General features: G+C 40.3%; 20 protein-coding genes. 10 read left to right on the top strand and 10 right to left on the bottom strand.

Annotated elements, in window-relative coordinates; translation table 11 throughout:
* Positions 1 to 32: 32 nt before the first annotated feature.
* Both M2R48_RS15870 and M2R48_RS15865 read left to right on the top strand, forming a co-directional pair.
* Positions 33 to 1,673 carry a thiamine pyrophosphate-binding protein gene (locus M2R48_RS15870; protein WP_262086696.1) on the top strand — a complete coding sequence of 547 codons (1,641 nt, stop codon included), beginning with the start codon at positions 33 to 35 and terminating at the stop codon, positions 1,671 to 1,673.
* A gap of 144 nt (positions 1,674 to 1,817) precedes the next feature.
* On the top strand, positions 1,818 to 3,011 hold the full coding sequence (locus M2R48_RS15865) for a hypothetical protein (protein ID WP_262086695.1): 1,194 nt from the start codon (positions 1,818 to 1,820) through the stop codon (positions 3,009 to 3,011).
* A 201-nt stretch (positions 3,012 to 3,212) separates the two neighbouring features.
* Here the strand turns inward: M2R48_RS15865 and M2R48_RS15860 are convergent, their stop codons facing one another.
* Both M2R48_RS15860 and M2R48_RS15855 read right to left on the bottom strand, forming a co-directional pair.
* Positions 3,213 to 4,097, bottom strand: coding sequence for a dihydrodipicolinate synthase family protein (locus M2R48_RS15860; protein ID WP_262086694.1), 885 nt, complete (start codon positions 4,095 to 4,097; stop codon positions 3,213 to 3,215).
* A gap of 5 nt (positions 4,098 to 4,102) precedes the next feature.
* The gene (locus M2R48_RS15855; RefSeq protein WP_004717605.1) at positions 4,103 to 4,885 is read right to left on the bottom strand and encodes an aldolase; all 783 of its coding nucleotides are present in this window, start codon (positions 4,883 to 4,885) and stop codon (positions 4,103 to 4,105) included.
* Between the two features lie 109 nt (positions 4,886 to 4,994).
* On the opposite strand from M2R48_RS15855, the gene M2R48_RS15850 reads away from it, so the two are divergent.
* The gene (locus M2R48_RS15850) at positions 4,995 to 6,425 is read left to right on the top strand and encodes a PLP-dependent aminotransferase family protein (protein WP_262086693.1); all 1,431 of its coding nucleotides are present in this window, start codon (positions 4,995 to 4,997) and stop codon (positions 6,423 to 6,425) included.
* Positions 6,426 to 6,526: 101 nt separating this feature from the next.
* Here the strand turns inward: M2R48_RS15850 and M2R48_RS15845 are convergent, their stop codons facing one another.
* On the bottom strand, positions 6,527 to 6,982 hold the full coding sequence (locus M2R48_RS15845) for a GNAT family N-acetyltransferase (protein ID WP_262086692.1): 456 nt from the start codon (positions 6,980 to 6,982) through the stop codon (positions 6,527 to 6,529).
* 108 nt (positions 6,983 to 7,090) lie between these two features.
* Here M2R48_RS15845 and M2R48_RS15840 point away from each other — a divergent pair, with 108 nt between their 5' ends.
* On the top strand, positions 7,091 to 8,569 hold the full coding sequence (locus tag M2R48_RS15840) for a PLP-dependent aminotransferase family protein (protein WP_262086691.1): 1,479 nt from the start codon (positions 7,091 to 7,093) through the stop codon (positions 8,567 to 8,569).
* Positions 8,570 to 8,715: 146 nt separating this feature from the next.
* Entirely contained in the window at positions 8,716 to 11,043 is a 2,328-nt protein-coding gene (locus M2R48_RS15835; RefSeq protein ID WP_262087517.1) for a TonB-dependent receptor, read from the top strand.
* A gap of 239 nt (positions 11,044 to 11,282) precedes the next feature.
* Here M2R48_RS15835 and M2R48_RS15830 read toward each other — a convergent pair whose 3' ends face one another.
* Complete coding sequence (locus M2R48_RS15830) at positions 11,283 to 11,657, bottom strand: hypothetical protein (protein WP_167321156.1); 375 nt, start codon at positions 11,655 to 11,657, stop codon at positions 11,283 to 11,285.
* 199 nt (positions 11,658 to 11,856) lie between these two features.
* Here M2R48_RS15830 and M2R48_RS15825 point away from each other — a divergent pair, with 199 nt between their 5' ends.
* The 4 genes from M2R48_RS15825 (at position 11,857) to M2R48_RS15810 (ending at position 16,093) form a co-directional block, all read left to right on the top strand.
* Positions 11,857 to 13,005 carry a DUF1624 domain-containing protein gene (locus M2R48_RS15825; RefSeq protein ID WP_262086690.1) on the top strand — a complete coding sequence of 383 codons (1,149 nt, stop codon included), beginning with the start codon at positions 11,857 to 11,859 and terminating at the stop codon, positions 13,003 to 13,005.
* A gap of 361 nt (positions 13,006 to 13,366) precedes the next feature.
* Positions 13,367 to 14,233 carry a metal-dependent hydrolase gene (locus M2R48_RS15820; protein WP_262086689.1) on the top strand — a complete coding sequence of 289 codons (867 nt, stop codon included), beginning with the start codon at positions 13,367 to 13,369 and terminating at the stop codon, positions 14,231 to 14,233.
* Positions 14,234 to 14,249: 16 nt separating this feature from the next.
* Complete coding sequence (locus M2R48_RS15815; protein ID WP_262086688.1) at positions 14,250 to 15,185, top strand: metal-dependent hydrolase; 936 nt, start codon at positions 14,250 to 14,252, stop codon at positions 15,183 to 15,185.
* Positions 15,182 to 16,093 (top strand): alpha/beta fold hydrolase, encoded by a 912-nt coding sequence (locus tag M2R48_RS15810; protein WP_262086687.1) that lies wholly within the window; start codon positions 15,182 to 15,184, stop codon positions 16,091 to 16,093. Before M2R48_RS15815 ends, M2R48_RS15810 begins: the two co-directional genes overlap by 4 nt.
* Positions 16,094 to 16,191: 98 nt before the next feature.
* Here the strand turns inward: M2R48_RS15810 and M2R48_RS15805 are convergent, their stop codons facing one another.
* From M2R48_RS15805 to betI, 6 genes are all read right to left on the bottom strand, one after another.
* Complete coding sequence (locus M2R48_RS15805; protein WP_262086686.1) at positions 16,192 to 17,400, bottom strand: MFS transporter; 1,209 nt, start codon at positions 17,398 to 17,400, stop codon at positions 16,192 to 16,194.
* Between the two features lie 192 nt (positions 17,401 to 17,592).
* Positions 17,593 to 18,180: a TetR/AcrR family transcriptional regulator gene (locus tag M2R48_RS15800; protein WP_004823436.1), complete on the bottom strand. Its 588-nt coding sequence runs from the start codon at positions 18,178 to 18,180 to the stop codon at positions 17,593 to 17,595.
* A gap of 627 nt (positions 18,181 to 18,807) precedes the next feature.
* On the bottom strand, positions 18,808 to 19,602 hold the full coding sequence (locus tag M2R48_RS15795; protein ID WP_262086685.1) for a TorF family putative porin: 795 nt from the start codon (positions 19,600 to 19,602) through the stop codon (positions 18,808 to 18,810).
* Between the two features lie 67 nt (positions 19,603 to 19,669).
* Positions 19,670 to 21,364, bottom strand: coding sequence for a choline dehydrogenase (gene betA, locus M2R48_RS15790; protein ID WP_004717579.1), 1,695 nt, complete (start codon positions 21,362 to 21,364; stop codon positions 19,670 to 19,672).
* Between the two features lie 90 nt (positions 21,365 to 21,454).
* Positions 21,455 to 22,927, bottom strand: coding sequence for a betaine-aldehyde dehydrogenase (gene betB / locus M2R48_RS15785; RefSeq protein ID WP_004717577.1), 1,473 nt, complete (start codon positions 22,925 to 22,927; stop codon positions 21,455 to 21,457).
* A complete protein-coding gene (gene betI / locus M2R48_RS15780; protein WP_004717575.1) occupies positions 22,920 to 23,543 on the bottom strand; it encodes a transcriptional regulator BetI in 624 nt (207 codons plus the stop codon). Before betI ends, betB begins: the two co-directional genes overlap by 8 nt.
* A gap of 263 nt (positions 23,544 to 23,806) precedes the next feature.
* On the opposite strand from betI, the gene M2R48_RS15775 reads away from it, so the two are divergent.
* Entirely contained in the window at positions 23,807 to 25,399 is a 1,593-nt protein-coding gene (locus tag M2R48_RS15775) for a BCCT family transporter (protein WP_262086684.1), read from the top strand.
* The last annotated feature ends 219 nt before the right edge of the window (positions 25,400 to 25,618 follow it).

Here is a 25,618-nt window from a genome sequence, read left to right as displayed (position 1 = left end):
CATGGAATGAAAAAGTTTTCGAGGAATAAACAATGACAGAACGTGTAAATGTAGGCGAAGCAATCGCGCGTGTTTTAGAAGCACACCAAGTGGAAAGTATCTATGGGGTGATTTCGATTCATAACCTACCAATTGCAGATGCCGTAGGGCGTCGTGAAAAAATTCGTTTTGTGGCAGCGCGTGGCGAAGCAGGTGCAGTCACGATGGCAGATGGTCACTCACGCTTTAAAGGTTTAGGGGTTGCTTTGACCAGTACAGGTGCAGGTGCAGGCAATGCAGTAGGCTCATTGATTGAAGCGATGAATGCTGGGAGTCCTGTGTTGCATTTAACTGGGCAAGTTGAACGTGAATATCTTGATCGTGATGCCAGCTTTATCCATGAAACCAAAGATCAACTGACCTTCTTACGTGCTTCAAGCAAAGCTGCATTTCGTATTACCAGTCCAGACAATGCAGTGGGTGTAATTCGTGAAGCAATTCGTGTTGCAACCACAGTACCGATGGGGCCTGTAAGCGTTGAGCTCCCGATTGATGTGCAAGCTGCAGAAATTGACTTGCCATTGAATTTAGGCCCTGTCAAAGCGCTTGAATTACCGCAGGCTGAGCAAGTTGAAATTGATTTAATTGTTGAAGAAGTTAAAAAAGCCAAACGCCCCATCTTGTGGATTGGTGGCGGCACGTTAAATAGTGTTGATGAAGTGAAAGCCATTGCAGATCTTGGGATTCCTGTTGTTTCTTCGACTCATGCCCGTGGTGTGTTAGCGGATGAGCATCCACGCAGTTTAGGTGCATTCCATAACTCAGCAGGGGTTGAGCAACTGTTAAAACAGGCTGACTTATTGGTGGTGGTGGGCTCGCGTTTACGCAGCAATGAAACCAAAACCTATTCTGTGCATCTCCCTGATAATCTGATTCAGATTGATGCCAATCCAGTGGCGCAGCAACGTAATTATAAAGTTCGTAACTTCATTTGTGCTGATGCCAAAGCTGTATTACAACGTGTGCTCACAGGGCTAAGCGGTATCTCAAAAGTTGATGCAGATTATGATGCAGCGGTTGTTGCAGCAAAACAGTCCGCTATTGAGGCACTGCGTACTCAGCTGGATCAATATGCACTGATCTGTGATCACTTACGTGCGGCACTGCCACAAGACGGTATCTTTGTACGTGACATTACCATGTCAGGCAGTACTTGGGGCAGCCGACTATTTCCAGTACAAGCACCGAATCAAAATATTCACTCACTTGCTGGGGCAATTGGTCTTGGTTTAGCCACGGCAATTGGCGCTTCTATTGCCAATCCAGATAAAAAAGTGATTGGTCTCGTGGGCGATGGTGGTTTGATGCTCGGTATCGGTGAGATTGCCACCATGGCACAAGAAAATACCAACATGGTGCTGATGATCATGAACGATGGCGGTTATGGCGTAATGCGTGGTATTCAAAAGAATTACTTTGGTGGGCGTCAATATTTCAACGAATTGCATACCCCAGATTATAAAGTCTTAGGGGAAGCAATGGGAGTGAAAAGCTGGAAAGTGGGCAGTGCAGATGAGTTTAAAAGCGTGATTCAACAAGCAGTCGATTTTCAAGGGCCAAGTGTGATCGAATTGGATATGAATTCGATTGGACCACTGAACTTTGCAGGACCGCCGCAGAAAAAACTCTATTAAACCCAGTTGAACATTCGATGTCGGCATCGGATGTTCAGTAAATTCACCAGCAATTTTTTTTGCTCAAAATACAATAAAAACTATGTTTTATAGGTAAAACAAAAGTCCAACAGGATCGTTGGAACACAAGGGAAGGAAGCAATTATGAAAAAGACAGCTATCGCGATGCTACTTGCAGCATTGTATTTGGGTACCACATCCAATGTTTTGGCGCAAAGCTCAGCATTAGAATGGAAAAGTGAAGATGAGACGGACTCTATAAAATTGGGTGGCGTGGTACGATTAAACCAACGCTATGAAAATTGGGAAGGGCCTAATGATGGCTTTGGCAAACTCTATTTTGATATTTTTAGAGTCGATGTCAAAGGTAAGTTTGACGATGCCTATTTTAATGCAAGCTACTTGTTTCAAGACCAAGAGAAACGCTCGATCGAAAAAGCCTACGTGGGCTACAATTTAGATCAACAGAATAGTTTAGAAGCCGGCTTTGTATATAAACCTTTTGCAATTTATCCTTATCCGCAAAATGGTTGGACTTACCATATTCCATTCTTTTTGGGCTATGGCAATAACATTGCACCAGGTTTGAACTGGAATTTTCATAATCAGGACTGGGATGTAAAACTGGGCTATTACCCAGAAATGCTGGCAACCAATCTGCGCTATTCGCCCGAAATTGCCACTTATGATGACCTAGCCGACAATGCATTTCCAAGTCAAAAAGCTTATCAAAATGAAAAGCGTCATCAATTCAATACGCGGATTGTTCGCAAGTTAGACACCAAAGTGGGTAAGCAGGAAGTCGGGGTATCGGGGGCAATTGCGCAATTGCATAATAAAACCACCGATAAAAATGGCCAATATTATGCAGTAGGGGTGCATAGTGATAACAATTACAAACGCTTTAATTTACAAAGCTCTGTGATTCATTATCAATATGATGCAAAGAACCCTGACGGGGTCAATAATGATATGACTTTAATGGGGAATAACGGATTTACCCCTGCTTATTTTATTGCCTCTGAAGCGACAGTTGCCAGTTTAAATCTTGCCTATACCTTACCTATGCAAAATATGGGCAAACTCAAAGCGATTCGTTTCTACAATGATTATAGTTATATGGATAAAGAACGTGATGATTGGTCAGATTCTCAAATGAATACCACCGGGATGATGTTTATTGCGTCACCCTTTATGGTGTGGGCTGATTATACTTGGGGGAAAAATGCCAATATTATTGGTGGTGCAATGAATTCAACCGGTTTTAGCTCGACCGTTTCACCCTATAGTGACCAATGGTTATATCGTATCAATTTAAACCTTGGATTTAGTTTTTAGAAAGCTGATTTGGGAATTGATTTGTTTGTTATGCCGATATTTGCTATGGCAATAACCGCTTTGTTGCACTTAGATTTAAACACCGCTGGATGACATTTACTTATCATTTGAGTATCTGTCAAAGCAGCGGATGGCTGTGTATGCAACAAAGCATGTTTATCGGATCAATTTTATAACTTCACAAGCGCATACGACGATGGTTTACGCTTGTTTTGCTAAGGTCATCAACGACTTTAATTGCTGAACTTCCAGTGGGGTGGCATGTTGTAATGGTTTTCTTGGTTCACCTACAGAAAAACCTAATTCATTTAAACCTGCTTTGACTGTTTTCGGTAGGCCGCCTTGTACAATAAAGCGCAACAAAGGCAATTGACGATAAAACAAGGCTTTGGCGTGGTCTAAATCACCATCTTTGACTGCCTGATATAACTGACTTGGTAGCTGACCGAGTAGATTTGGCGCCACAGTACACCAACCACTTGCACCTGCACAAAATGCTTCAAGCGCCAAAGGATTACAGCCATTATAAAAGGGCAACTGTCCTTGAGACAATTCATGAAATTTATGCATGCGCTGAATATCGCCAGTACTGTCTTTAACCATGCAAATATTCTTAATTTCTTGAAACATTTTCACGATCAATTCTGGTGACATATCTACACCGCTGGTTGCAGGGTTGTTATAGACCATGATCGGTAGTTTGGTCGATGCAGCAATTTGCTGATAATAATCATAAATTTCTTGATCATTGAGTTTCCAGTAAGACACTGGGATCACCATAATTAGATCAGCGCCAAGCTCCTCGGCTTTTTGTGCTTTTTGAATCGCCATCGCCGTTGTGAGTTCAGAAATTCCCAACATGACTGGAACACGTTGATTAACGACTTCGATACTTTTTTGTGCGACTTGTTGCCATTCTTGCCAAGATAAATAAGCACTTTCACCTGCACTGCCCAATGGCACAATCGCATTACATTGTTGTTCCAGCAAAGCATTTAATGTGATGGTCAGTGCATCAACATCGACAGCTTGCGTGTCTGGGTGAAATGGTGTGATTGGGTATGCAATAATGCCTTCTAATTTCATTTTCATTACTCCTCGATACAGTCCGCATGATTTTTTAAAGCTTTACGCGCATAGTAGGCAAAATTGACATTATTACGCTTGTTGGTAGAGACCCAGTCGTGGGCTTCTTTTGCCAGTTCATGTGGAATAGGTTGAATTTGTCCAGCAGCCATTGCCAAAAGCTGAAGTCGGGCAGCGCGTTCAATTAAAATGGCTAAGTTGCAAGCCTCTTCAATGGTTTTACCTGCTACTAACTGACCATGATGTGACAGCAGTACTGCGCGGTTTTTACCTAAGGCTTCTGAGATAAAAATACCTTCTTCATTGCCGACGGGGACTCCCGGCCATTCTTCCACAAAAGAACAGTCTTCATATAAAGCGCAGGTATCCATTTGTGCGATCGCTAAGGGCACACGGAGCATCGACAACGCTGCAATATGTGTTGGATGGGTATGGATAATGCAATTCACTTCAGGATGTTGTTTATAAATCCATGTATGAAAGCGATTTGCAGGATTTGCCATGCCTTGTTGATCAAGTGGCTTTAGATCTTCATCAACTTCCAATAAGTTTTGCGCGGTAATTTCATCAAAGCCGAGACCAAAACGCTGGGTGATAAAGCTATTGCCTTGCGTGGTACGACAAGTGATTTGTCCAGCTAAGCCAGCATCATGGCCGTGGTCAAATAAAATACGGCAGGTTAATGCCAACTTTTGTCGATCTGTGTAGTTTGAATCTTGAATAAATTGCTGCATATTTTGCTGTGCATTTTGCATCAATTGCTGTTTATCGAGTTGTGCCGTTTGCATAAATAAAACCTCTCGCTGAGTTGATTTTCACATCGCCTAAGTACAGAATAAAAATTCTGTGGATGGATTAAAATATCCAGTTTCTAAAACTTATATGGGCCAGAGAGTTATGCGTCAGCCTTGGAAAATTCGGCTACATTTAGAAGATCGTGAAGAAAAGACCCTTTTTTTAAAGTTGGCAAATCAGATTATTCAAGAGATTTTATCTGGCAGAATTACTCAGGCAACACGCTTGCCAGGTTCACGTACACTGGCGGATGAACTCGGGATTAACCGAAAAACCGTACAATCGGTATATGAAGATTTGGAGGCACAGGGTTGGCTGGTTTCAAAAGCTAGGCAAGGCACCTTTGTCTCTGAGAATTTACCTGACTTAAAAGCGCAGTCATCGCCTACACTCGAACAGGTCGATACCACAGCAGTTTTGCCAACTCCGGTGCTGATCAAAAATGATGGTGTGCCAGATAATCGGCTGATCCCGTATGAATTGTTTTCACGGGCTTATCGGCATGCATTGATTCAAGTAACACGTCATCAAACCATGGGATATGGAGATCCGCAGGGCAGTTTAGAACTTCGTCAAGCCTTATTAGAAATGTTGTCTATGGAGCGTTTTATACAGACCTCTATGGAAAACATTTGTGTGGTTCGTGGCAGTCAAATGGGGATTTTTCTAGCTGCGCGGGTTCTGGCTCAACACCAGTCCCAGCGTCATATTATTGTGGTAGAGCAATGGGCTTATCCACCTGCAGTGGAAACATTCCTGTCTAATCATTATCAAATTATTCGCGTGCGTTTGGATAAGCATGGTCTAGATACCGATCATTTAACTGAAATTTTGTCCAGCCATGCAGTTGCTGCGGTATACACCACACCTCATCATCAATATCCAACGACAGTGACGATGTCTATGGATCGAAGATTAAAGCTGTTAGAGCTGTCTAAAGCCTTTGATTTTTATATTATTGAAGATGATTATGACCATGAATTTCATTATGACAGTCGACCCATTCCGCCGTTAATCAGCTTACCGGCAGCAGACAAAGTAATTCATATCGGCTCTTTGTCTAAAGTGTTTGCGCCCAGTTTAAGAATCGGTTATGTGGTGACCAATGTACAGATTATTCAGGCGATGAAACAAGACATTTTGCTGATCGATAAACAGGGCAATGCAATTACTGAATTGGCAATGGCTGAACTGATGCAGCAGGGTGAAATTAAGCGGCATATCCGTAAAATGCGTAAGATTTATCAGCAACGTAGAGATTTTGCTGTGAGGGCTTTTCAGCAAACTTTTGAGAACTGGGTTGAAATAGCCCCACCTGCAGGCGGCATGGCGTTGTGGGTAAAGTTTAAATTGCCTTTTCAACAGCAGTTTTTAACGGTTTTAAAACAATTACATATTGATTCTGAATATGATTTTGGTTCGGAATGGCATCATTCTGATCACAGTTTCTATATTCGTTTTGGTTTTGCTGCCCTGACCGAATCGGAAATCCATCAAACTGTTGAAAAGTTATATCAGGTTTTTGTGAGCTGATGATGCTTAAGAGACTTAGAAATTACCTTGAGTCTTGCTGCACTGATTTTAGAACGGTTTAAGCAAAAACCAGAAGCATTGTGTTTCTGGTTTTTTATGAATTAATTTAAAGCCATACGATATTCAATGACCCCTGGTTTTTCAGCAATCCAATCATAGAGTTTTTGTGCAGTTTGATTGCTTTGTTGCGTGTGCCAATACAAGCGCGCGCAGGGTTGAACAATCGCTTGCTGTTGTACATATTCAATCAGGCGCTTGCCTACATGTTGACCTCTTGCCTGTGGAGAAACATATAAGTCTTCTAGATAGCAAAAGTTGGTCTCGGCCCATGTCGAGCGATGGATCACGTAATGTACAAAGCCGAGAACATGCTCAGCTTGTTTAGCAACAGCACAATATATCGGTTCTTGATCATCAAAAAAACGTTGCCAAGTGGTTTGCGTAACAGTATTGGATAAAGCCACTTGGTAAAAGTCTTGATAAGCCAGCCAATACTCCACCCATTGTTTATAGTCTTGTTGTGCAACAGGCACAATTTGAACCACTAAATTTTCCACAGGTATTCTCCAGTCATCGGGAAAGAAAGAGGAGAAATGAGTTTAAGTGTGATTGTGGTATTGAAATAAGATACACTTTGAGTATTTTTAACAGTACCAGTTTTACTTATGGCGACAGCAGCATCGGCTTATTTCCCCCATTTGATCTTGCCTAAAGGGGTGATTAAAGAGGGGTTATATAGCGTTTTACGTGATGCAATTTTGGATGGTCGTCTGGCTTCTGGAACCAAACTGCCCTCTAGTCGTGTCTTGGCGGAAATGATGTCGATTTCTAGAAATTCAGTCTTGGCTGCAATGGATCGTTTACTGGATGAAGGCTATGTTGTGACCAAGCCAAGCTCTGGTACATATGTCGCTGAGCTGATTCCTGACCAATTAATTTCTATACAAGAGATAGCGACAGAATCTGCATCTGACATCTGTCACAAGCTAAATATTAATCCGCATATCGCAAATTTATTACCTGCTTGGCAGAAACAAAATGTATCTGTGCAGGGTGAAAAAATATTTCATGTCGGCGTTGGTTGTACCGATTTATTTCCACATTCGCTTTGGGGGAAATTATTGGGGCGTGCTTGGCGGCAGTCTCATCAGCAATTGGGGCAGTTTCATGATTGTCGTGGCTATTTGCCTTTACGTCAGGCTATTTGTGATTATGTTCGTTCTACGCGGGGGCTAAAATGCGATGTACAACAAATTTTGATTGTAAATGGTACCCAACAAGCGATTCATCTTGCAGCTTATGCATTATTACAACCTTTGGATCAGATCTGTTTAGATGAGCCCGGCTATGATGCCGCTTTAAATATTTTTCGGAGTTTTGGCATTCAAGTTCATCCTGTATCAAGTGATCACGAAGGGATGAAAATTGCTGAGATTATTCAGCATTATTCCGAAAGTAAATTCATCTATACCGCACCCTCTCATCAGTTCCCTTTAGGTGGAACACTCAGTTTAAGTCGACGATTGGCCCTATTGGAATGGGCAGCAAGTCAGCAAAAATGGATTTTTGAAGATGATTATAATAGTGAGTTTAGATATGGAACGCATCCAATTCAAGCCTTACAGGGCTTAGACCAACAGCAAAGAGTAATCTATTCAGGTACTTTTTCTAAAATGATGTTTCCTGAGTTTCGACTTGGATTTATGGTGGTTCCAGAATCGCTGATAGAAACATTGAGTCTGGCAAAATATTATACCGATACGCGGAGTGCTTATTTAGAACAAGCGGCTTTGGCTTTGTTTATCAAAGAGGGGCATTATGCACGCCATGTACGGAAAGTGCGTAAAGCTTGCCAAGAACGTCAACAGGCATTAATTGCTGCGATTCAACAGTTTCTTACAGATGTATTGACTGTTCAGCCAACCGACTCAGGGATTCATGTGATTTGTTGGCTAAAAGCCCCATGGACTGAGCAAAGCTTTATTGATCAGTGTTTCGCTATTAATCTGGCTGTTCAGCCTTTATCTCGCTATTGTCAACAGCCTTATGAAAAAGCAGCAGTATTGTTTGGCTATGCGGCGCATACTCCAGATGAGATTAGCATGAATATTCAGAAGCTGGCGCAACAGATCAAGCACTCCTAATACGGCTTTCAGTTTCACCTTTCATATTTCTTCATTTCCTATATAAATCGCTAGCTGGTCTAGCTCTACAAGCATTGATGATAATTGTTGTACAACTGTTTATGTAATGTTATAACATAACAATAAATTACAATCCGGAATCCATGATGCGTCACCATACTTTAGCAATCGCTATTTCTTTACCGGTCTTTCCTGCATATGCGATTGAAAACAAACAGCTGACTGTACTTCCAGTGATTCGAGTCAATGCCGAAAATGATCCATTTATCAATCAAAGTATCGTTGTAGAAAATAGAAATGCAGATAATAAAACTTTAGGTGATGCTTTAAAGCATCTTTCTGGAGTACAAAGTAGTGCTTTTGGTCCCAACTCAGGTGCGCCTGTGATTCGCAGTTTGAGTGGAAATCGGGTGCAGATTTTGGAAAATGGTCAGTCTATTTATGGGATGAATAGCATCAGTGGTAATATTAATATCCCTTTTGATCCTTTATTCACTCAATCTGTAACTGTCAATAAATCTTCAGACAGTGTGCGTTATGGTGGTAATGCCATTGGCGGAAGTGTGAATATTGATTCTGGTCTAATCGATACAGCGATGCCGAATAAAAGTTCTCAATTAGAGCTTGTAGCGAAAAAGGGCTGGAATGATTTTGATGCCAAAGGTTTTAAACTCAATCTTAATAACCAAAGTAATTTTTCTACCAATGTATTGTTTTCTAGCCAAGATATGTCAGCTTATAAAATTCCGGGAGAGGGTAAAGCGAGCGTATGTAATACTGGTGTATTTCCAGCGACGGGTGGGGTAAATACAGCATTGGCAGATGCTTGCCAAAAAGAAGCACGCATTCAAAAAAATTATAATACGGCATCACAGCCTTATATTGACCAATTTATGACGGAAAATCCTGATTGGGCAGATGGTTCATTTTCCTTCTATACAGATAAACCTACCTCAGTTTGGAGCGGAAAAACCTATACCAATCCAGTAAACCCTAAATATGTACCCAATACCCAGCAATATACTGAAAACAAAATTAATAAAGATGTCACACCCAACTATAAAAATAAGCTGGGCAATAGCTATTTAGACAATCAACACTTTGCGATTGGAAGCACTTATTTTCTCGACAATGGACGTATTGGGCTCAGTGCTGATTCAAAAAAAAGTGAATATGGGGTACCCGGATTTTCTCTTGAAAATAAATCTTTTCAATCTACCAGTGACAGCATACCAGTCGGGGTAAAAACAGATCAGCGAATATATGCCTTAGACAGCGAGTTTAATTTTAGCCCGTTGTTATTGAAACAAATACAATTTGATGTGAGCAAGAGTATCAATACATCAGGGGAATATTTAGGATCAAAAATGGCCAATAACTATAAATTTGATACTCAACAGGCTGAATTATTACTGAAGCATAGACCTGTTGAATTTTGGAATGGTTTTATTGGCTTTAATCAGATTGATCGTAAAGTGGTAGGGCATGGAAATTTACGTTATTTACCGAATATCAATACGCAAACACAAGCCATGTTTATCAAGGAAAAATTAGACTTTGATTGGCTAGAACTCGATGCAGGTTATCGTAACGAAAAGGTTGAGCATAAAATTCAAAAAAGTGATTTTGAGACATCCAGAAATTCACCAAATACAAAACTCACCGATACAAAATTTAATCTTGAAAGCTACAGTTTCGGTTCATACCTAAAATATAATGATCTATTGGGTTTAAAGTTGCGTTATTCAGTGTCAGATAGAGCGCCTGAAATTAATGAACTTTATGCCAGCAATCCACATTATTCAATTATGTTACAAGAAGAAGGCAATCAAAAACTCAAAGAAGAAAAATCCAAAAATCTTGAGTTAACAGGTCTGTTCAATTATAAAAATTTTAATTTTGAAGCAACTGTATATAAGATGAAATATGACAAGTATTTGTATTTGACCCATTCAGGGGCACAAATGCGTAATCGCTTGCCACTTAAATATTGGACCCAGACAGATGCTGAAATTACTGGATTTGAAATTGATTTAAAACAACAGTTTGAACTCAATCAGTATGGCAATCTTTTGATCTCTGCTTTTGCTGACTTGGTGAAAAATAAAAACCTTAATCCAAACAAAACCAGTTTGGCAAATGATGGAAATTACTTACCCAACATGCCAACGAACCGTTATGGGCTAAACCTTGAATGGAATAAAAATGATTGGTCAGCACGCTTATCCAATATTTACTATGATCAAGCTCAGTATTTAGGCAAAAATGTGTCTAAAGAAATTCCATTGCCATCTTATAACTTGCTGGATCTACAAATTCAGAAACACTTCAAATTACAAAATGCCAATTTTGATGTTTTTCTCAATGGATCTAATTTGTTAAATGAAGATGCACGACCACAGAACTCGCCATTAAAATACATTGCACCACTTCCTGGGCGTGGGGTACAGCTGGGTATAAGTATGAAAATTTAATCGCTTAACTTTTGTTGGTTAAGCTTTTATATGTTAGGTCTTAACTTAAGATTTATTATCGGGGTCAACAAGTTGCTGTTGTCGAGAAGACTTCAAGCAACATGTTGGCCCCTTTATTTCGATACATTGAGAGTAACAAATTGATGTCAACAGACCCTAAAATTAATTTAAAAAATAGCTTTTAAAAATAGTCTATTCGATTTAATCATTACAGCTTGATTTATTGCAGCAGCAATTGTTTAACATGCGATGGCTGCTTCACGTTCAAAAATAGATTCAACACTTTCAAATGCCAAATGACAAGCTTGGTTTTGATATTGTCGAGCATAACTGTTTACTGCACTTTCAAGGACTTGTAAAAAATCATTATAATTCTGTTCAAAGTCTAATAAGTCGAGTAAGTCTGATTTTTTACTGTTATGGCAGTTATATTTTTGAATAAAATCAAGCATTAATTTTTGAATAGGGGCATGGGTAAAATAAATTAAATAAGTTGCTGCCGAACCACAATGCAGACAACCTTGTTCAAGATAAATTTCTTCACTGTTTAACCAGCAGCATTGTAAGGTAAAAAATGCTCGAATCGCTTCAGTCGCTAGAGTAGGCTGTTCCAAAGTGTTCACCAATTTTCAGATAATGAAATTGATAATCATTATCAGTTAAATTTTAAAAAAAGTCTATGTGATAATCGGTAAATTTTTTTAGTGTTGCCGTGAATTAACGGTACAAATTGATGTTTTTTAATGAGATGGTTTTAAAATAATGAAATTAATTGTTATATTATATCATAACGTTTAATTTGTTGTTTTTTCTATGTCTATTCCTTCGCAACGCTTACAAGAGATTGATGCATTACGAGGCTTGGTGATTTTGATTATGATGGTTGATCATGTCAGAGAAACTTTTTACCTCCATCATCAAGTTCCAGATCCAATGCTGATTCCAGGCACAGAAACGTCACTTTTCTTTAGCCGAATATTGGCCCATTTATGCGCTCCAGTATTTATTGTTTTGACAGGCTTATCCGCCTATCTCTATCAAGCTAAAAATAATAGTCTAGCGATGACACGTGAGTTTTTGATTAAACGCGGGTTATTTCTGATCTTTCTTGAGTTGGTGGTGATCAATTTTGCATGGACTGGCAAGTTCCCACCTGATGTGATTTATCTACAAGTGATTTGGGCGATTGGTTTAAGTATGCTGGCGTTGGCAGCTTTAATTGGATTGCCACAAAAATTATTATGGATAATCAGCATTGTGATTATTTTTGGGCACAATGTGCTTGATCAAGTGTCTTTTGAAAATGTACCTTTCATACAGAATTTATGGTTCATTTTGCATGAACGGGGCTGGATTGAGTTTGGCAATCTGATTCGTATTCGAACCTCTTATCCTGTTTTACCTTGGATTGGTGTGATTACTTTAGGATATTGTATTGGTTCAAGTGTTTTTGCTTCATCTCAACAAAACCAATCTAGAAATACAAAATTACTCATTTTTGGTTTTTTCAGCATCGCTTTATTTTTGCTTTTAAGAGCGATCAATATATATGGAGATCATGCTTGGACGGTCATGCCGACATGGACTGAAACATTCATGAGTTTTATGAATCTAACCAAATATCCACCATCTTTATTTTTCATTTTATGGAACGTTGGTATTGGACTGGTTCTTTTGGTCTGTCTGCAAAAAATCGAAACAAAACCTTGGATCAAACCCTTGATCATATTTGGTTCTGTACCAATGTTTTTTTATATTGTTCACTTATATGTTTTAAAGGCTTTATATTTGCTCGTGGTTGCCTTTTTGGGGAAAAATCATGGAGATTATTTTGGGGTCGATTCGGTGTCTACATTGTGGTGGATTGCGATTATTCTCAGCATAATTTTATATCCTTTAATGGTTAAATTTTCTGATTACAAACATAAAAACAAACATATCGCTATTCTTAAATACTTATAAGATAAGTTAAGTATTGTTTTAATTTAAAAGCATATCTAGCAGCTAAAATAGTGATGTCCAATAATGATGGATATCACTATTTTTTTAATATTTTTGAATGCTTAACCTAGTGCTGAACAGCCTAAAGACGACTTGGGCTGTATTAAAGCTATTTCATCTTCAATATTTTAATTTATTTTTCACCTTATATTTATAGCCTGTCTTTATCGAGATGTCTTTATAGGAATGATACTGTCATTTAAGGACAACCTTGAGCCAAAGCATATTCACTTGATTGACAAGATCATCATGGATCATTATTTTGATTTTATTAGTTCCTTTTTGGAACTTGTTATTTTGAGATAAATTCTTGAGGTGAACCATGTCTATATCAGCGGTGAAAGAAAAATCAAAGCAAAAAACACCTGCATCATTTCCAGTACGTCGTATGGATTATGAGTTTCAGGATATGCCCAAGTATTGGTGTAATGACGAACCAACCTTTACTCATTACTTCACAGGTCTATCAACACTTTTTCCAGAAGGTGAGTCGTACTTTGTCCGTTCAGTGCGAGCCTTACGTAAAAAAATTAAAAATAATCCACAATTAGACCGTGATATTGGAGCCTTTATTGGACAAGAAGCCATGCACTCTAAAGAACATCATGCTTTTCATGTCAGTGCACAACAATATGGCTTAGATCCGGAATCTTTGGAAAAAGTCACAGGGATCATATTAAAAGCAATTGAAAGTACTTTTCCTAAAAAGTGGAATCTCTTGGTGACTGTGGGTCTGGAACATTACACCGCCGTGTTGGTGGTGGAGATGATGAAAGATGTCAATGAATTGATGACGGATGAAAGCATTCGTAATTTATGGTTATGGCACAGTGTTGAAGAAACCGAACATAAGGCTGTGGCTTATGACATGTATGAATACTTATATGGAAAGGGCTTAGCTGCTTATATTCCTCGCGTGGCGATTTTCACATTTAGTCTGGTTTTGATTACTGCATTGTCGAGTGTTTATCAAGTTGTGCTGTTAAAACGCGATCGCCAATTATTAAATCTAAAATCATGGCGCAAATTTGCTCAGCATGGTGTGGAAAAATATAAAGTTTTTATTCCTAAATTTATAGATTACTACCGTTTTAATTTCCATCCCAATGATACGGATGAGTCTGAAATCGTGGCAAAAACCAAAGTAAAAATAGGCCTATCTGAAACGCCTCATCATTTACCATCATAGCTCTGAGGAAAGAATTATGCGATCTGAAGCATCAAAAGCAAGTTGGGCAATGATTCCTCGACAGGTTAAATTTGAATGGGAGCACTCGCCTTTACACTGGATACCACAAGACCCATTGGCAAGTCATGGTGTCAATCATTTTAGTTTTACCTTGGTTCGAGGAGAGTATTTTTTCTGTCGAATGTTCAATAAAGCTTTACCTTTTATTCATGATGAAAAACTTAAGCAAGATGCCAAAATTTTCATTCGACAAGAAGCCATTCATTCACAAGCGCACAAGGATTCAATCGAAGAATATTTGCTACGTTATGGGGTGGATGTGGAGAGCCAATATAAACGAGTTGTTGGCTTATTTGATCGGTTACTCGCGGACAAACCTTTGGGTTTTAACTTACCTAAAGTCTGGCAGCGACCTTGGTTAAATGCGCGAGTTGGGTTAGTGGCCGCGGCTGAACATTTTACTGCAGCAATTGGTCAATATGTATTAACCCGTTCAGATTGGCAGGCACGTGGTGGAGATCCAGTGGTAAGTGACTTGTTTACTTGGCATAGTGCTGAGGAAGTTGAGCATCGTACAGTTGCTTATGATGTTTATCAGCATATTTCAGGGAGTTATTTATTACGTGTTGCGGTGATGGCTGTGACCGCTCCTATTTTTACCTATCTCATGGCAGCAGGTACAGTACAACTGGCTCAAGATGATCCCGCTATTCCACAAAACCAAAAAAGCTTATGGCAACCCGCTTTTTGGAAAGCTTGGCATCGTTCTGATTTAAATGGCTATATACCAGGACCAGTGTGGTTTTTTAAGACCAGTTTACGGTTTTTTAAGCCCAACTATCATCCCTATTACGAAGCTTCAACTGAACTTGCTCAAGCCTACTTGGCACAGTCAGCAGGGGTACTTGCATATCAGCAAAAAACTGAAACTGTTCCGCGGGTGGTTTCATGAAGCATTTTGATAAGACCAAGCTATATGTTCATTCAGAAAATATCTGTTTGGCTGCTTACCATTGGGGCAGCTTAGATGTTGAACAAGATACTATTGTATTGATACATGGTTATCCAGATTCTGCTGAAGTCTGGCACGCGGTGGCACAATATTTAGCCCCTCATTTTAATGTGGTTGCTTATGATGTACGTGGTACAGGATTATCTGATATTCCACAAACAACAGCAGATTATGCTTTTGAATATTTGATCGAAGATTTATCCCAAGTGATTAAAGCAGTGAGCCCACATCAATCGGTCCATTTGGTTGGACATGATTGGGGCGCTTTACAAGGTTGGGAAGCGGTATTGGCTGACCGTTTAAAGTCTCAAATTGCGTCTTATACTGCATTGGCGCCAAGTACAGATCATGTAGGGTGGTGGTTTCATCGCCAGTTGGCCCAAGGTAACTTACAAGGCTATTTCAACGTGATTAAGCGAGTGTCAGCATCAAGTTATATGGCAATGTTACAAATCCCTGTACTTCCTGAACTGACTTGGCGTTTAGGTCTTGGCAAAGTATGGCCAAAACTGGTGGGGTATTTAGAAAAAACCTCAGTTGAAAAGAGCCCGACCCAACTTCGCAATGCCATCAGTGGTTTAGGTCTATATCGTCAAAATTTAACCAAAGCATTATTCAAGCCGACAGGTCGAACCACAACCATTCCTGTGCAAATGTTATTGATGAATCAAGACCCATTTGTACCGCTTGCTTTAAGCCGTGGGATGGAAGAGTGGGGGGATGATATTCGCTACAGCGAAGTTTCGGCAGGGCATTGGGGGATTTTAAGTCAACCACAGGCAGTGGCGGATAAGATTCAGCAATTTGTGCAACTGTTTTTAGTCAATAAAGCCATAGCTATCGTTTAAGAGACGGATCAAATAGCCCAATCAACGATGATGGCGCTGTTTGATCCAATCCAATAGATGTTGTCATCGAAGCATGGTGTTAAATGACAGCTTTAAATTTATTGGCTGCCCAAACGATGTCCTGCTTTAAAACCATTTTCATGCGCTAAAAATACAATAGATAACCCCAATAATGATAATGCGATGATACAAACAAAGAATGAGTCTATGCCTACATTTTGCAGTAGGATGCCACCTAAAATACCGCCCCCTGCAACCGCAAGATTAAACACCGTCACCAGCATGGATTGGGCAATATCCACATTTTCACCTGCGACATCTGCCAGCGCAGTTTGTAGTAGGGTTGGTGCACCGCCAAAAGTCATTCCCCAAAGTACGATACCTAGCATCACAAGCCAGATGTGATGACTACTCAAGCCCATGAAAAGGGCAGCGATGGCAAAGCCTGTTAAACTGATCAGGGTTAATCTGCGTAATGATCTATCGATCCAAATCCCTGTAATCCAAATGCCGAATATTGAAGAAAGACCAAAAATAAGAAGAATAAGATCAATATGCTCACTCAGCTGTACAGCAGACAAATAAGGCGAAATAAAGGTATAAAGTATGTTGTGTGCCAAAATCCAAACAAAAATAACCGCTAAAATTGCACCTATACCGGGGTGTACCAAGACGTTGAGAATGGATCGTTGTTTGCTTGCTGGTTGTCCTGCCAAATGAGGAAGGCTTATTTTTATCCAGATGATCAAGATTAAAGCAAGTCCTGAAATCATCCAGAAAACCCCACGCCAGCCAAACAGATTACCCAACCCAATAGCTAAAGGCACACCCAGACATAATGCGATGGGTTGACCCACTCCAACGATTGCCATCGCTCTGCCTTGCAGATGGGCAGGAACCAGACTTCGAGCATAACCCGCCAAGATACCCCAGATAATTCCAGCAGACATTCCTGCAATAAATCGTGAAATCAGGATGATGATATAGCTGGAAGATAGCGCAGTTAGACTATTGAAGACAAACAAGCCTGTGATTGCCAATAACAATAAAGGTTTTCTTGACCAACTCCTTGTTGCAGCAACCACAGGGATCGCCGCAATGACCGATCCTAGAGCATAAACTGAAATCATTTGCCCTGCTAAAGCTTCAGACACCTCTAAGTCATGACTGATCAATGCCAATAAGCCCGCAGGTATGATTTCCGTCATAATTGTAATAAAACCTGCAACTGTAAATGCCAATAATTTCCATATCGGTAAGCTGGGCGCAGATTGGTTTTGCTCTGATCTATTGTTGAACTGATTCATGCGCTATACCTCTGTGTATGATTGACAGAAAGGTCATCTCGTTTAAGGAATATAGGCATCCCAAAATTTTCAAGATCAATATTCATTGTGGACTCCATGTTGTATTTATACTGGAATGATCGTTCCATTTTAAGGTAAATAAAACCCTCAGCATTGCAAACTACCCAGTCGGCTAAGGGGGGAAACTAAAAATTAATACAAGGTATTCAGTGCGACTTCAGCAACATTCTCTAGATATTGCTGACGATTTTCTGCGCTACAGCCTTTGCTTAAAACGCGAATGCCTTGAATGGTATTCACGAAAAAAAGTGCTAAGGCTTGTGGAGAACTGTGTAGGGTGATTTCACCAGATTGCTTTCCTCTGATCATGAGCTGTTCCAGTGCGAGCTGTAATCGTTCAAAGTTGTACGTGACAGATTCTGCGGTCTTTTGATCGTGTCCTGCTAACTCCAAACAGGCATTGGCCATTAGGCAACCCCGATGTTGTGGATCATTTAATTCATCTTCAATGATACGAGATAGTAATTGTTGGATGATACTTTTGACTGATCCATCACTGGATAATAAATCAATATTTGATTTACTGATCAGGCGTTGATAGCGCGATAAGGCCTGTTGATAGAGCTGCTCTTTATTTTTAAAGGAACTATATAAACTGCTGCGTGAGAGTCCAGTTTCCTCAACCAAATCTTGAATTGATGTCGCTGCAAATCCTTTACGCCAGAAAACTTGCATAACCGCATTTTCAACTTCTTCAGGATCAAACTCTTTAGTACGCATAATGTTAATTTATATTGGAACAATCGTTCCTAATACTTTATACAAACAATCAATGGCTGTCTAATGATAATTCAAACAGTATGGGGGGATTTGAATTTGCTTTATTGAAATAAGCCAAGATATAAGTCAACCTGTCAAAAAAGCTCAGACACAAGAATATAATTTCTTTTAATGAATATTTTTAATTAAATCAATTGCATGAGAAAATAAATTATTTAATTATAAAAAGCTTGCAATGCCACACCTTACATTCAAAGTTTAAATAGCTTTGTGTAGGCGATGCCTCACTTTTCGTAGGGATTGCCAAACCTTGCGCTGCAAACAAAGCAGTGCTCTGTTTTTGCTCATGTTGGGCGAGTGGTACGTCCTGTACCCCCGCCCAACGGCGACATCCATGTCGCCTCACGGTAGAATCACCATCTATAATTCAAAAGTAAAAAAATGAATTGATAACCAACAGTTTCTAAAAGCACATACGAAAACATAAGTTCATTTCTGATCAATGACTTGATAGAAATCACTTGTATGAATAATTAGGGGGGTGACTATAGACATTAAAAAACCACGCTCATGAAGGGCATGGTTTTTGGTTGATCTATAACAGACCCTAAATATTTAAACTTTAGCTTAAAACTTTTTAGTGAGTGAAAAAGTGAGGGTGGAATCAATTGGATTTGAAACTTTGGCATTGGGATTGCCATTGCTGTATTTTTGATAATATCCGTCTTTGTCCCATGCTTTGCTATAACTTAAACTGGAAGATAAGCCATAAGGCAGCGCTTTGTTAATGGCAACACTGGCATCTTGAAAGCTTGCGGCAGAAAAGTTTTTTATACGTTGATTGCCATAATGCATATTTACTGACCAACCTTGAGCGATGGGCTGTAACCAATTCACATCTAAATAGCCTGAACCACGAGAGTGCTTATTGGAACCAATTGCTAAAGTGTCAGAATTATTGCCAAAATAATCTTGGGTATAAGTGATTGCATATTTAACACTCAGCGGACCATAGCTGATTTCTGGAATAATTTCACCATAATCAAAACGGGTATGACCTGTTTCAGCAGTGGTTTTTGCCCCAGGATAGTAGTAATAAGCGACTTTAGTACCTAGATTTAACTGACCGAAACTACGGCTATAACCAGTATAGACATCCCATTCAACATTGGCATCACGGATGAAGTCATCACTCACAGTAGAAGCCCAAGTTCCTGCATAAAAACCATTGGGATGTGCATAATCAAATCCGCCTTGTACAGCAGGGTTACCCCAGGTCTGTTGAAAACCACGTGAGATATATTGGCTGGCCACTGTCAAATTTGCACTATACGGAGACGGCGTTTCTGTACCTGATTCATTGGCATGTAGGGTTTGAAAAAATAAACTCAAAGGGATGGTCAATAATAATTTTTTTCTCATTTTATTCGTCCTTGAAAGATGCGACACACTCAGTCAAAACTGAGGTGTCGCTAAAATATGAATACTTTTACACGATCGGACGTAAAGGCGCTTTGCGCACAGGTGCTGTGCCAGCTTTGTAATAACCCGCTTCAGAACGTGGCAATTTTTTGCCACGAATTTGATCTGCGATTTTTTCCGCGATCATAATCGTTGTGGCATTTAAATTTCCAGTAATGATCAGCGGCATAATCGAAGCATCAACAACGCGCAAGCCTTGTAGACCGTGTACACGACCTTGACCGTCAACCACTGCCATTTCGTCTTCACCCATCTTGCAACTACATGAAGGATGGTAAGCAGTTTCAGCATGGTTGCGCACGAAATCATCCAGTTCAGCATCAGTTTGCACCTGTTTTCCAGGACTGATTTCATCGCCACGATATGCATCTAATGCAGGCTGTTGCATGATTTCACGGGTGATACGAATGGCATCACGGAACTCACGCCAGTCTTGCTCGGTCGACATATAGTTGAACAGAATACTTGGATGTTCAAATGGATCTTTAGATTTCAGCTTAATTCGACCACGAGCTGGTGAGCGCATAGAACCAACATGCGCTTGGAAGCCATGTTCTTTCACTGCATTACTGCCGTTATAGTTAATCGCAACGGGTAAGAAGTGATATTGAATATTCGGCCAGTCAAATTCATCTGAGCTGCGGATAAAACCACCTGCTTCAAACTGGTTGCTTGCGCCAATACCAGTCCCATTAAATAACCATTCAGCGCCAATTGCAGGCTGGTTAAACCATTTTAAAGCGGGGTAGAGTGAAACAGGCTGCTTACATTTGTATTGTAAGTACATTTCCAAATGGTCTTGTAAGTTTTCACCGACACCCGGTAAATCATGTACAACATCAATATCCATTGATTTAAGGAAACTACTTTCACCAACACCTGAACGTTGCAAAATTTGTGGTGATGCGATAGCACCCGCACAAAGCAAGACTTCACGGTTTGCACGTGCTTGGGTGAGATTGGTTTTATCCGCACCGATGATATATTCCACACCAATCGCTTGTTTTTGATTAAATAAAATTTTATTGGTGGTGGCATGCGTCACGATCGTTAAATTAGGACGACCTTTTGCCATGTCTAAATAACCACGTGCGGTACTAGAGCGACGGCCTTTTGGTGTCACGGTACGATCCATTGGACCGAAACCTTCTTGTTGATAACCATTTAAGTCATCTGTACGTGGATAGCCTGCTTGTACACCTGCTTCAACCATGGCATGGAACAAGACATTGTTGCCATTTTTAGGGGTTGCCACAGATACAGGGCCATTAGCGCCATGGTAGTCATTGCCACCAATATCACGGGTTTCAGCTTTTTTATAATATGGTAAGCAGTCTGCATAGCTCCAGTCTTCTAGCCCTTTGAGCGTCGACCAGTTATCTAAGTCCATTGCATTACCACGGATATAACACATCCCGTTAATCAATGAGGAACCACCTAAACCTTTACCGCGGCCGCATTCCATACGGCGATTATTCATATGTGGTTCAGGGTCAGTGAGATATGCCCAGTTGTAACGGCGTCCTTGTAGTGGGTAGGCCAATGCTGCTGGCATTTGAGTACGGAAATCTAAACGGTAGTCTGGGCCACCTGCTTCCAAGAGTAAAACAGTAACGTCTTTGTCTTCAGTTAAACGTGTTGCGAGCACATTTCCGGCAGATCCTGCGCCGATGATAATGTAGTCATATGCTTGAGTAGTCATAATTATCCTTTTTGTATTTTTTAAAAGTGCCAATGCAATCAGGTGATGACATGGCACATAGGATTGATATACGGAGAAAGTGTGAGTGCATTAAAAAATGCTTTGATACTCACCTAACTCAACTTGAACTGATTTGATACGGGTGTAATGCCCAAGTGTGGTTAAACCATTTTCACGGCCGACACCTGATTGCTTATAGCCACCCACTGGCATTTCAGCAGGGGATTCGCCCCATGTGTTGATCCAGCAAATACCAGCTTCGATTTGATGAATAATGCGATGTGCTTTGGTGATGTCCTGTGTCACAACACCTGCTGCTAAACCAAAAGTGGTGTCATTGGCACGACGAATGACTTCTTCTTCAGTTTCATAACTGAGAATGCTCATGACAGGGCCAAAGATTTCTTCTTCAACAATGCGCATATCATCTTGGCAGTCACTGAAAACTGTCGGTAACACATAAGCACCTTGCGCCAATTCAGCTTCTGTCGCACGGCCACCGCCAATCAGTAGTTTGGCACCTTGTTGTTTGCCTGACTCAATGAAAGACAAGACTTTTTCCATATGCGGGAAGCTGGTGAGTGGACCAAAGTTGGTTTGCTCCGCCATTGGATCGCCGATACGGATTCGTTTTACCCGTTCTACAATAGCGGCTTCAAAATCTGCCAACAGGGCTTTTGGAACAAAGACACGTGTACCATTGGTACAGACTTGACCTGAACTAAAGAAGTTTGCCATCACCGCAATGTCTGCTGCACGATTGAGGTCAGCATCATCACAAATAATTAAAGGGGATTTACCGCCGAGTTCCATGGTCACTTCTTTGAGTGTAGAACCTGCGGCACTTGCCATAACTTTCTTGCCTGTTTCAACACCACCAGTGAAAGAAATTTTTTCAATAATTGGATGTTCAGTTAACCATTGTCCAATCTCACGGCCTGCACCTTGTACTACGTTAAATACGCCATCTGGTAGTCCAGCTTCAGTATAGATTTCAGCAAGTTTAAATACGCTTAGTGGTGTGGTTTCACTTGGTTTAAAGATCATGGCATTCCCAGCAGCTAGCGCAGGGGCAGATTTCCATAATGCGATTTGAATTGGATAGTTCCAAGCACCGATTCCCGCGACAACACCAAGTGGTTCACGACGGGTATAGAAAAAGCTTGATTCACGAAGCGGAACTTGCTCTCCCTGAATTGCAGTCGCGAGACCTGCGTAATATTCGAGTACATCGGCACCTGTGACAATATCAACGGTCGATGTTTCGCTATAGGCTTTACCTGTATCGAGGGTTTCTAAGCGAGCGAGTTCATCATTACGCTCACGTAAGATGTCGACAGCGCGACGTAAAATACGAGAACGCTCCATCGCTGTCATTGCGGCCCAAATTTTTTGACCTTGTTGAGCGCTTTGAACAGCCGCTTCTATGTCTTGTTGTGATGCTTGTTGAAGGGTTGCGATCACTTCACCGTTGGCAGGGTTAATACTGGTAAAGGTCTTACCACTGGTCGCTGCTACATAGCGACCATGGATGTACAATTGATGAACTTGTGAATCACTCATTCTGTCTCTCCTGCAAAGGTTTTTTCGCAAATTGCAATTGCGTTTTTACATAATCGTAAGCAATGGAACGTGCCAGCTGGCTGTCAAATTCATCATGACTGCTTAAACTGCCACGTAACCATAATCCGTCAATCAATGCCGCTAAACCACGAGCGGCAATGCTTGCCTGTTCTTTGTCCAATAACTTGAGAAAGTGAAACTTCAAGTTTGAATACAGGCGTTGATCATTAATTTGTTGCAAGCGCCCAAGTTCGGGTAGGTGCATGCTTGCAGACCAAAAGTCTAACCAGATGCGCATGGCTTGTTTATTGACCTGACTAATATCAAAGTTAGAATCAATAATCGCTTTAAGTTGGCTTTCTGGATGCTCGTCTGCTTCAGTTTTATTTTGGTCGGTTTTGCGACGTAAAACATTCAGCATTTCTTGCATGCAGGTATTTATTAATCCCTGTTTATCACCAAAATAGTGACTCACAATACCTGTGGATAGCTCGGCTTTCTTTGCGATTTGTGCAATGGTCATATTGGATAAGCCCACTTCATAAATCACATCAAATGCGGCGTTAATAATTTCTTCACGTCGCACATGCTCTGGTTTGACTCTACGTTTTGTCATGTATATCCACTTAAAGTGCTGAAAAGGCACTTTTTATTTAACATTACTCAATGTAGAACATCTTAGCATTTTTTTATAATACTTTTTATTGATTGAACGTTCAATCAATAAAAAGTATAATCTGCAAAAATCAATAATTTTTTGATGAGTAATAAGAAGTGTAAGTGTATACATCAACATTCTGATCCATCAGGATGTTCAGTAAAAATAGTACATATCCTATTATTTTTTAAGAAAATACACCGATTGCAAGGAGCAATAGCATGGTGTCAAATAGCCATAAAGGATATTCATCCGAACGGATTCGATTAAATTTATTTGTGTTTGGAAGTTCTGCAATCAGTATCGGTATTTTTGGCCTATTGTTTGTTTTATTTCCAGAAAGAAGTCAGTTTTGGCTAACCTATGTGCAAGAGCAGGCCAATCAACTCTTTGGTTGGTATTACATGCTGGTGATTGTGGCATGTCTGGGTTTTGTCGGATGGTTGGCTTTTTCACGTGCTGGACAACTTCCACTTGGAAAAGATGGCGATAAACCTGAGTTTGGTTACTTGGCTTGGGTGTCTATGCTGTTTTCAGCAGGTATCGGTATTGCCTTACTGTATTACGGTGTTGCTGAACCTGTCGATCATTTCTTAAGGCCACCTGAAGGCGAGGGCGGCACAATCCAAGCTGCCAGAGATGCCATGATGTATAGCTTTTTACATTGGGGCATACATGGTTGGGTACTCTATGCCTTATTGGGTGTCACCTTGGGCTATTTTGCCTTTCGCTTAGATTTACCTCTGGCTTTACGTTCTGCGCTTTATCCAATTTTTGGCGATCGGATCTATGGTTTGATCGGCGATTTTGTGGATGGCTTTGGGATTTTAGCCACGGTGATTTCTTTGGTCACCAATCTAGGCATTGGTGCACTGGTGTTGGTTTCGGGCATTAGTTATTTAGTCCCAGCCATTCCAGACAACAATGTTACCCTAATTGCAGTGGTATTAGTGATGATGTCTGTTGCGACCATCACCACGGTGGTGGGGATTGAAAAAGGACTGGCTTGGCTTTCACGGATTAACTTACGTTTACTCTATGCGTTATTGTTATTTGTGTTCTTAACAGGACCAACTAATCATTTACTGAATGGTTTGGTACAGAACGTGGGTGACTATCTCAACCATTTTGTCGCGAAAAGTTTTGATGTGTATTTATACAATCCACAAGCGAAAGGTTGGCTCGGTTCTTGGACGGTGTTTTATTGGGCTTGGTGGATTGCTTGGGCACCTTTCGTTGGGATGTTTATTGCGCGTATTTCAAAAGGGCGCACCATTCGTGAAGTGGTCTTGGGTGTGTGTCTGATCCCTTTAGGCTTTACTTTGGCTTGGATTTCCATTTTCGGAAATACTGCAATTGATTTAATTTTGAATCAAAAACAAAAAGTTTTGGGCGATATGGTTCTTACCGATCCAGCTTTGTCTTTGTTTAAATTGCTCGAATATTTACCTTTTAATCCTTATGTGGCTGGGATTGTTGTGGTGATTTGTTTTGTACTGTTCTTGACCCCAGTGGGTTCGGGTACGCTGATGATTGCAAATCTGTCTACAAAAGGCGGAAGCAATGAAAGTGATTCACCGATTTGGTTGCGAATTTTCTGGTCTGTAGTAATTACCATTGTCAGTATTGGTTTACTGTTAGCAGGTAGTTTCCATTCGATGCAAAGTGCCGTGGTGCTATGTGGTTTACCATTCTCAGTGATTATTTTGCTGTATATGTTTGGTTTAACCAAAGCAATTAATCAGGACTTAGCCAGCCCGCAACCTCCACAAACTGTCAATAAAACGACTGATTCTTCTGAACCCGTCAAATAAAAGTCAGAAATACTATAGTTTTATGATTTTCCTTTGCACTTGATTTAGATATGCCTTTTCCTGTACTCGACAGTGAAAAGGCATTGATAAAGATAGGGTTTGAGTTTAAAAGTTCAATGCTTAAAACATGATCAAAATAAATAATAAAATCTGTAGATCGGCATAATGATTGAATAAAAAGTATGTCGATGCTAGCGCAGGATGAAATGAGATCAGTGA

This window comes from Acinetobacter sp. I-MWF (assembly GCF_025433935.1).
Taxonomy (GTDB): domain Bacteria; phylum Pseudomonadota; class Gammaproteobacteria; order Pseudomonadales; family Moraxellaceae; genus Acinetobacter; species Acinetobacter guillouiae.
Note: the sequence above shows the minus strand (reverse complement) of the source record. Positions and strands in the feature narration are given on the sequence as shown.

Excerpts from the sequence above, each read along its gene's own strand:
- M2R48_RS15795 (WP_262086685.1), bottom strand. The coding sequence starts at position 19,602 with ATGAGAAAAAAATTATTATTGACCATCCCTTTGAGTTTATTTTTTCAA.
- M2R48_RS15840 (WP_262086691.1), top strand. The coding sequence starts at position 7,091 with ATGGCGACAGCAGCATCGGCTTATTTCCCCCATTTGATCTTGCCTAAA.
- betB (WP_004717577.1), bottom strand. The coding sequence starts at position 22,927 with ATGAGTGATTCACAAGTTCATCAATTGTACATCCATGGTCGCTATGTA.
- M2R48_RS15805 (WP_262086686.1), bottom strand. The coding sequence starts at position 17,400 with ATGAATCAGTTCAACAATAGATCAGAGCAAAACCAATCTGCGCCCAGC.
- M2R48_RS15775 (WP_262086684.1), top strand. The coding sequence starts at position 23,807 with ATGGTGTCAAATAGCCATAAAGGATATTCATCCGAACGGATTCGATTA.
- M2R48_RS15855 (WP_004717605.1), bottom strand. The coding sequence starts at position 4,885 with ATGCAAACGGCACAACTCGATAAACAGCAATTGATGCAAAATGCACAG.
- M2R48_RS15865 (WP_262086695.1), top strand. The coding sequence starts at position 1,818 with ATGAAAAAGACAGCTATCGCGATGCTACTTGCAGCATTGTATTTGGGT.
- M2R48_RS15820 (WP_262086689.1), top strand. The coding sequence starts at position 13,367 with ATGTCTATATCAGCGGTGAAAGAAAAATCAAAGCAAAAAACACCTGCA.
- M2R48_RS15850 (WP_262086693.1), top strand. The coding sequence starts at position 4,995 with ATGCGTCAGCCTTGGAAAATTCGGCTACATTTAGAAGATCGTGAAGAA.
- betA (WP_004717579.1), bottom strand. The coding sequence starts at position 21,364 with ATGACTACTCAAGCATATGACTACATTATCATCGGCGCAGGATCTGCC.
- M2R48_RS15825 (WP_262086690.1), top strand. The coding sequence starts at position 11,857 with ATGTCTATTCCTTCGCAACGCTTACAAGAGATTGATGCATTACGAGGC.
- M2R48_RS15870 (WP_262086696.1), top strand. The coding sequence starts at position 33 with ATGACAGAACGTGTAAATGTAGGCGAAGCAATCGCGCGTGTTTTAGAA.
- M2R48_RS15800 (WP_004823436.1), bottom strand. The coding sequence starts at position 18,180 with ATGCGTACTAAAGAGTTTGATCCTGAAGAAGTTGAAAATGCGGTTATG.
- M2R48_RS15860 (WP_262086694.1), bottom strand. The coding sequence starts at position 4,097 with ATGAAATTAGAAGGCATTATTGCATACCCAATCACACCATTTCACCCA.
- M2R48_RS15815 (WP_262086688.1), top strand. The coding sequence starts at position 14,250 with ATGCGATCTGAAGCATCAAAAGCAAGTTGGGCAATGATTCCTCGACAG.
- M2R48_RS15810 (WP_262086687.1), top strand. The coding sequence starts at position 15,182 with ATGAAGCATTTTGATAAGACCAAGCTATATGTTCATTCAGAAAATATC.
- M2R48_RS15835 (WP_262087517.1), top strand. The coding sequence starts at position 8,716 with ATGCGTCACCATACTTTAGCAATCGCTATTTCTTTACCGGTCTTTCCT.
- betI (WP_004717575.1), bottom strand. The coding sequence starts at position 23,543 with ATGACAAAACGTAGAGTCAAACCAGAGCATGTGCGACGTGAAGAAATT.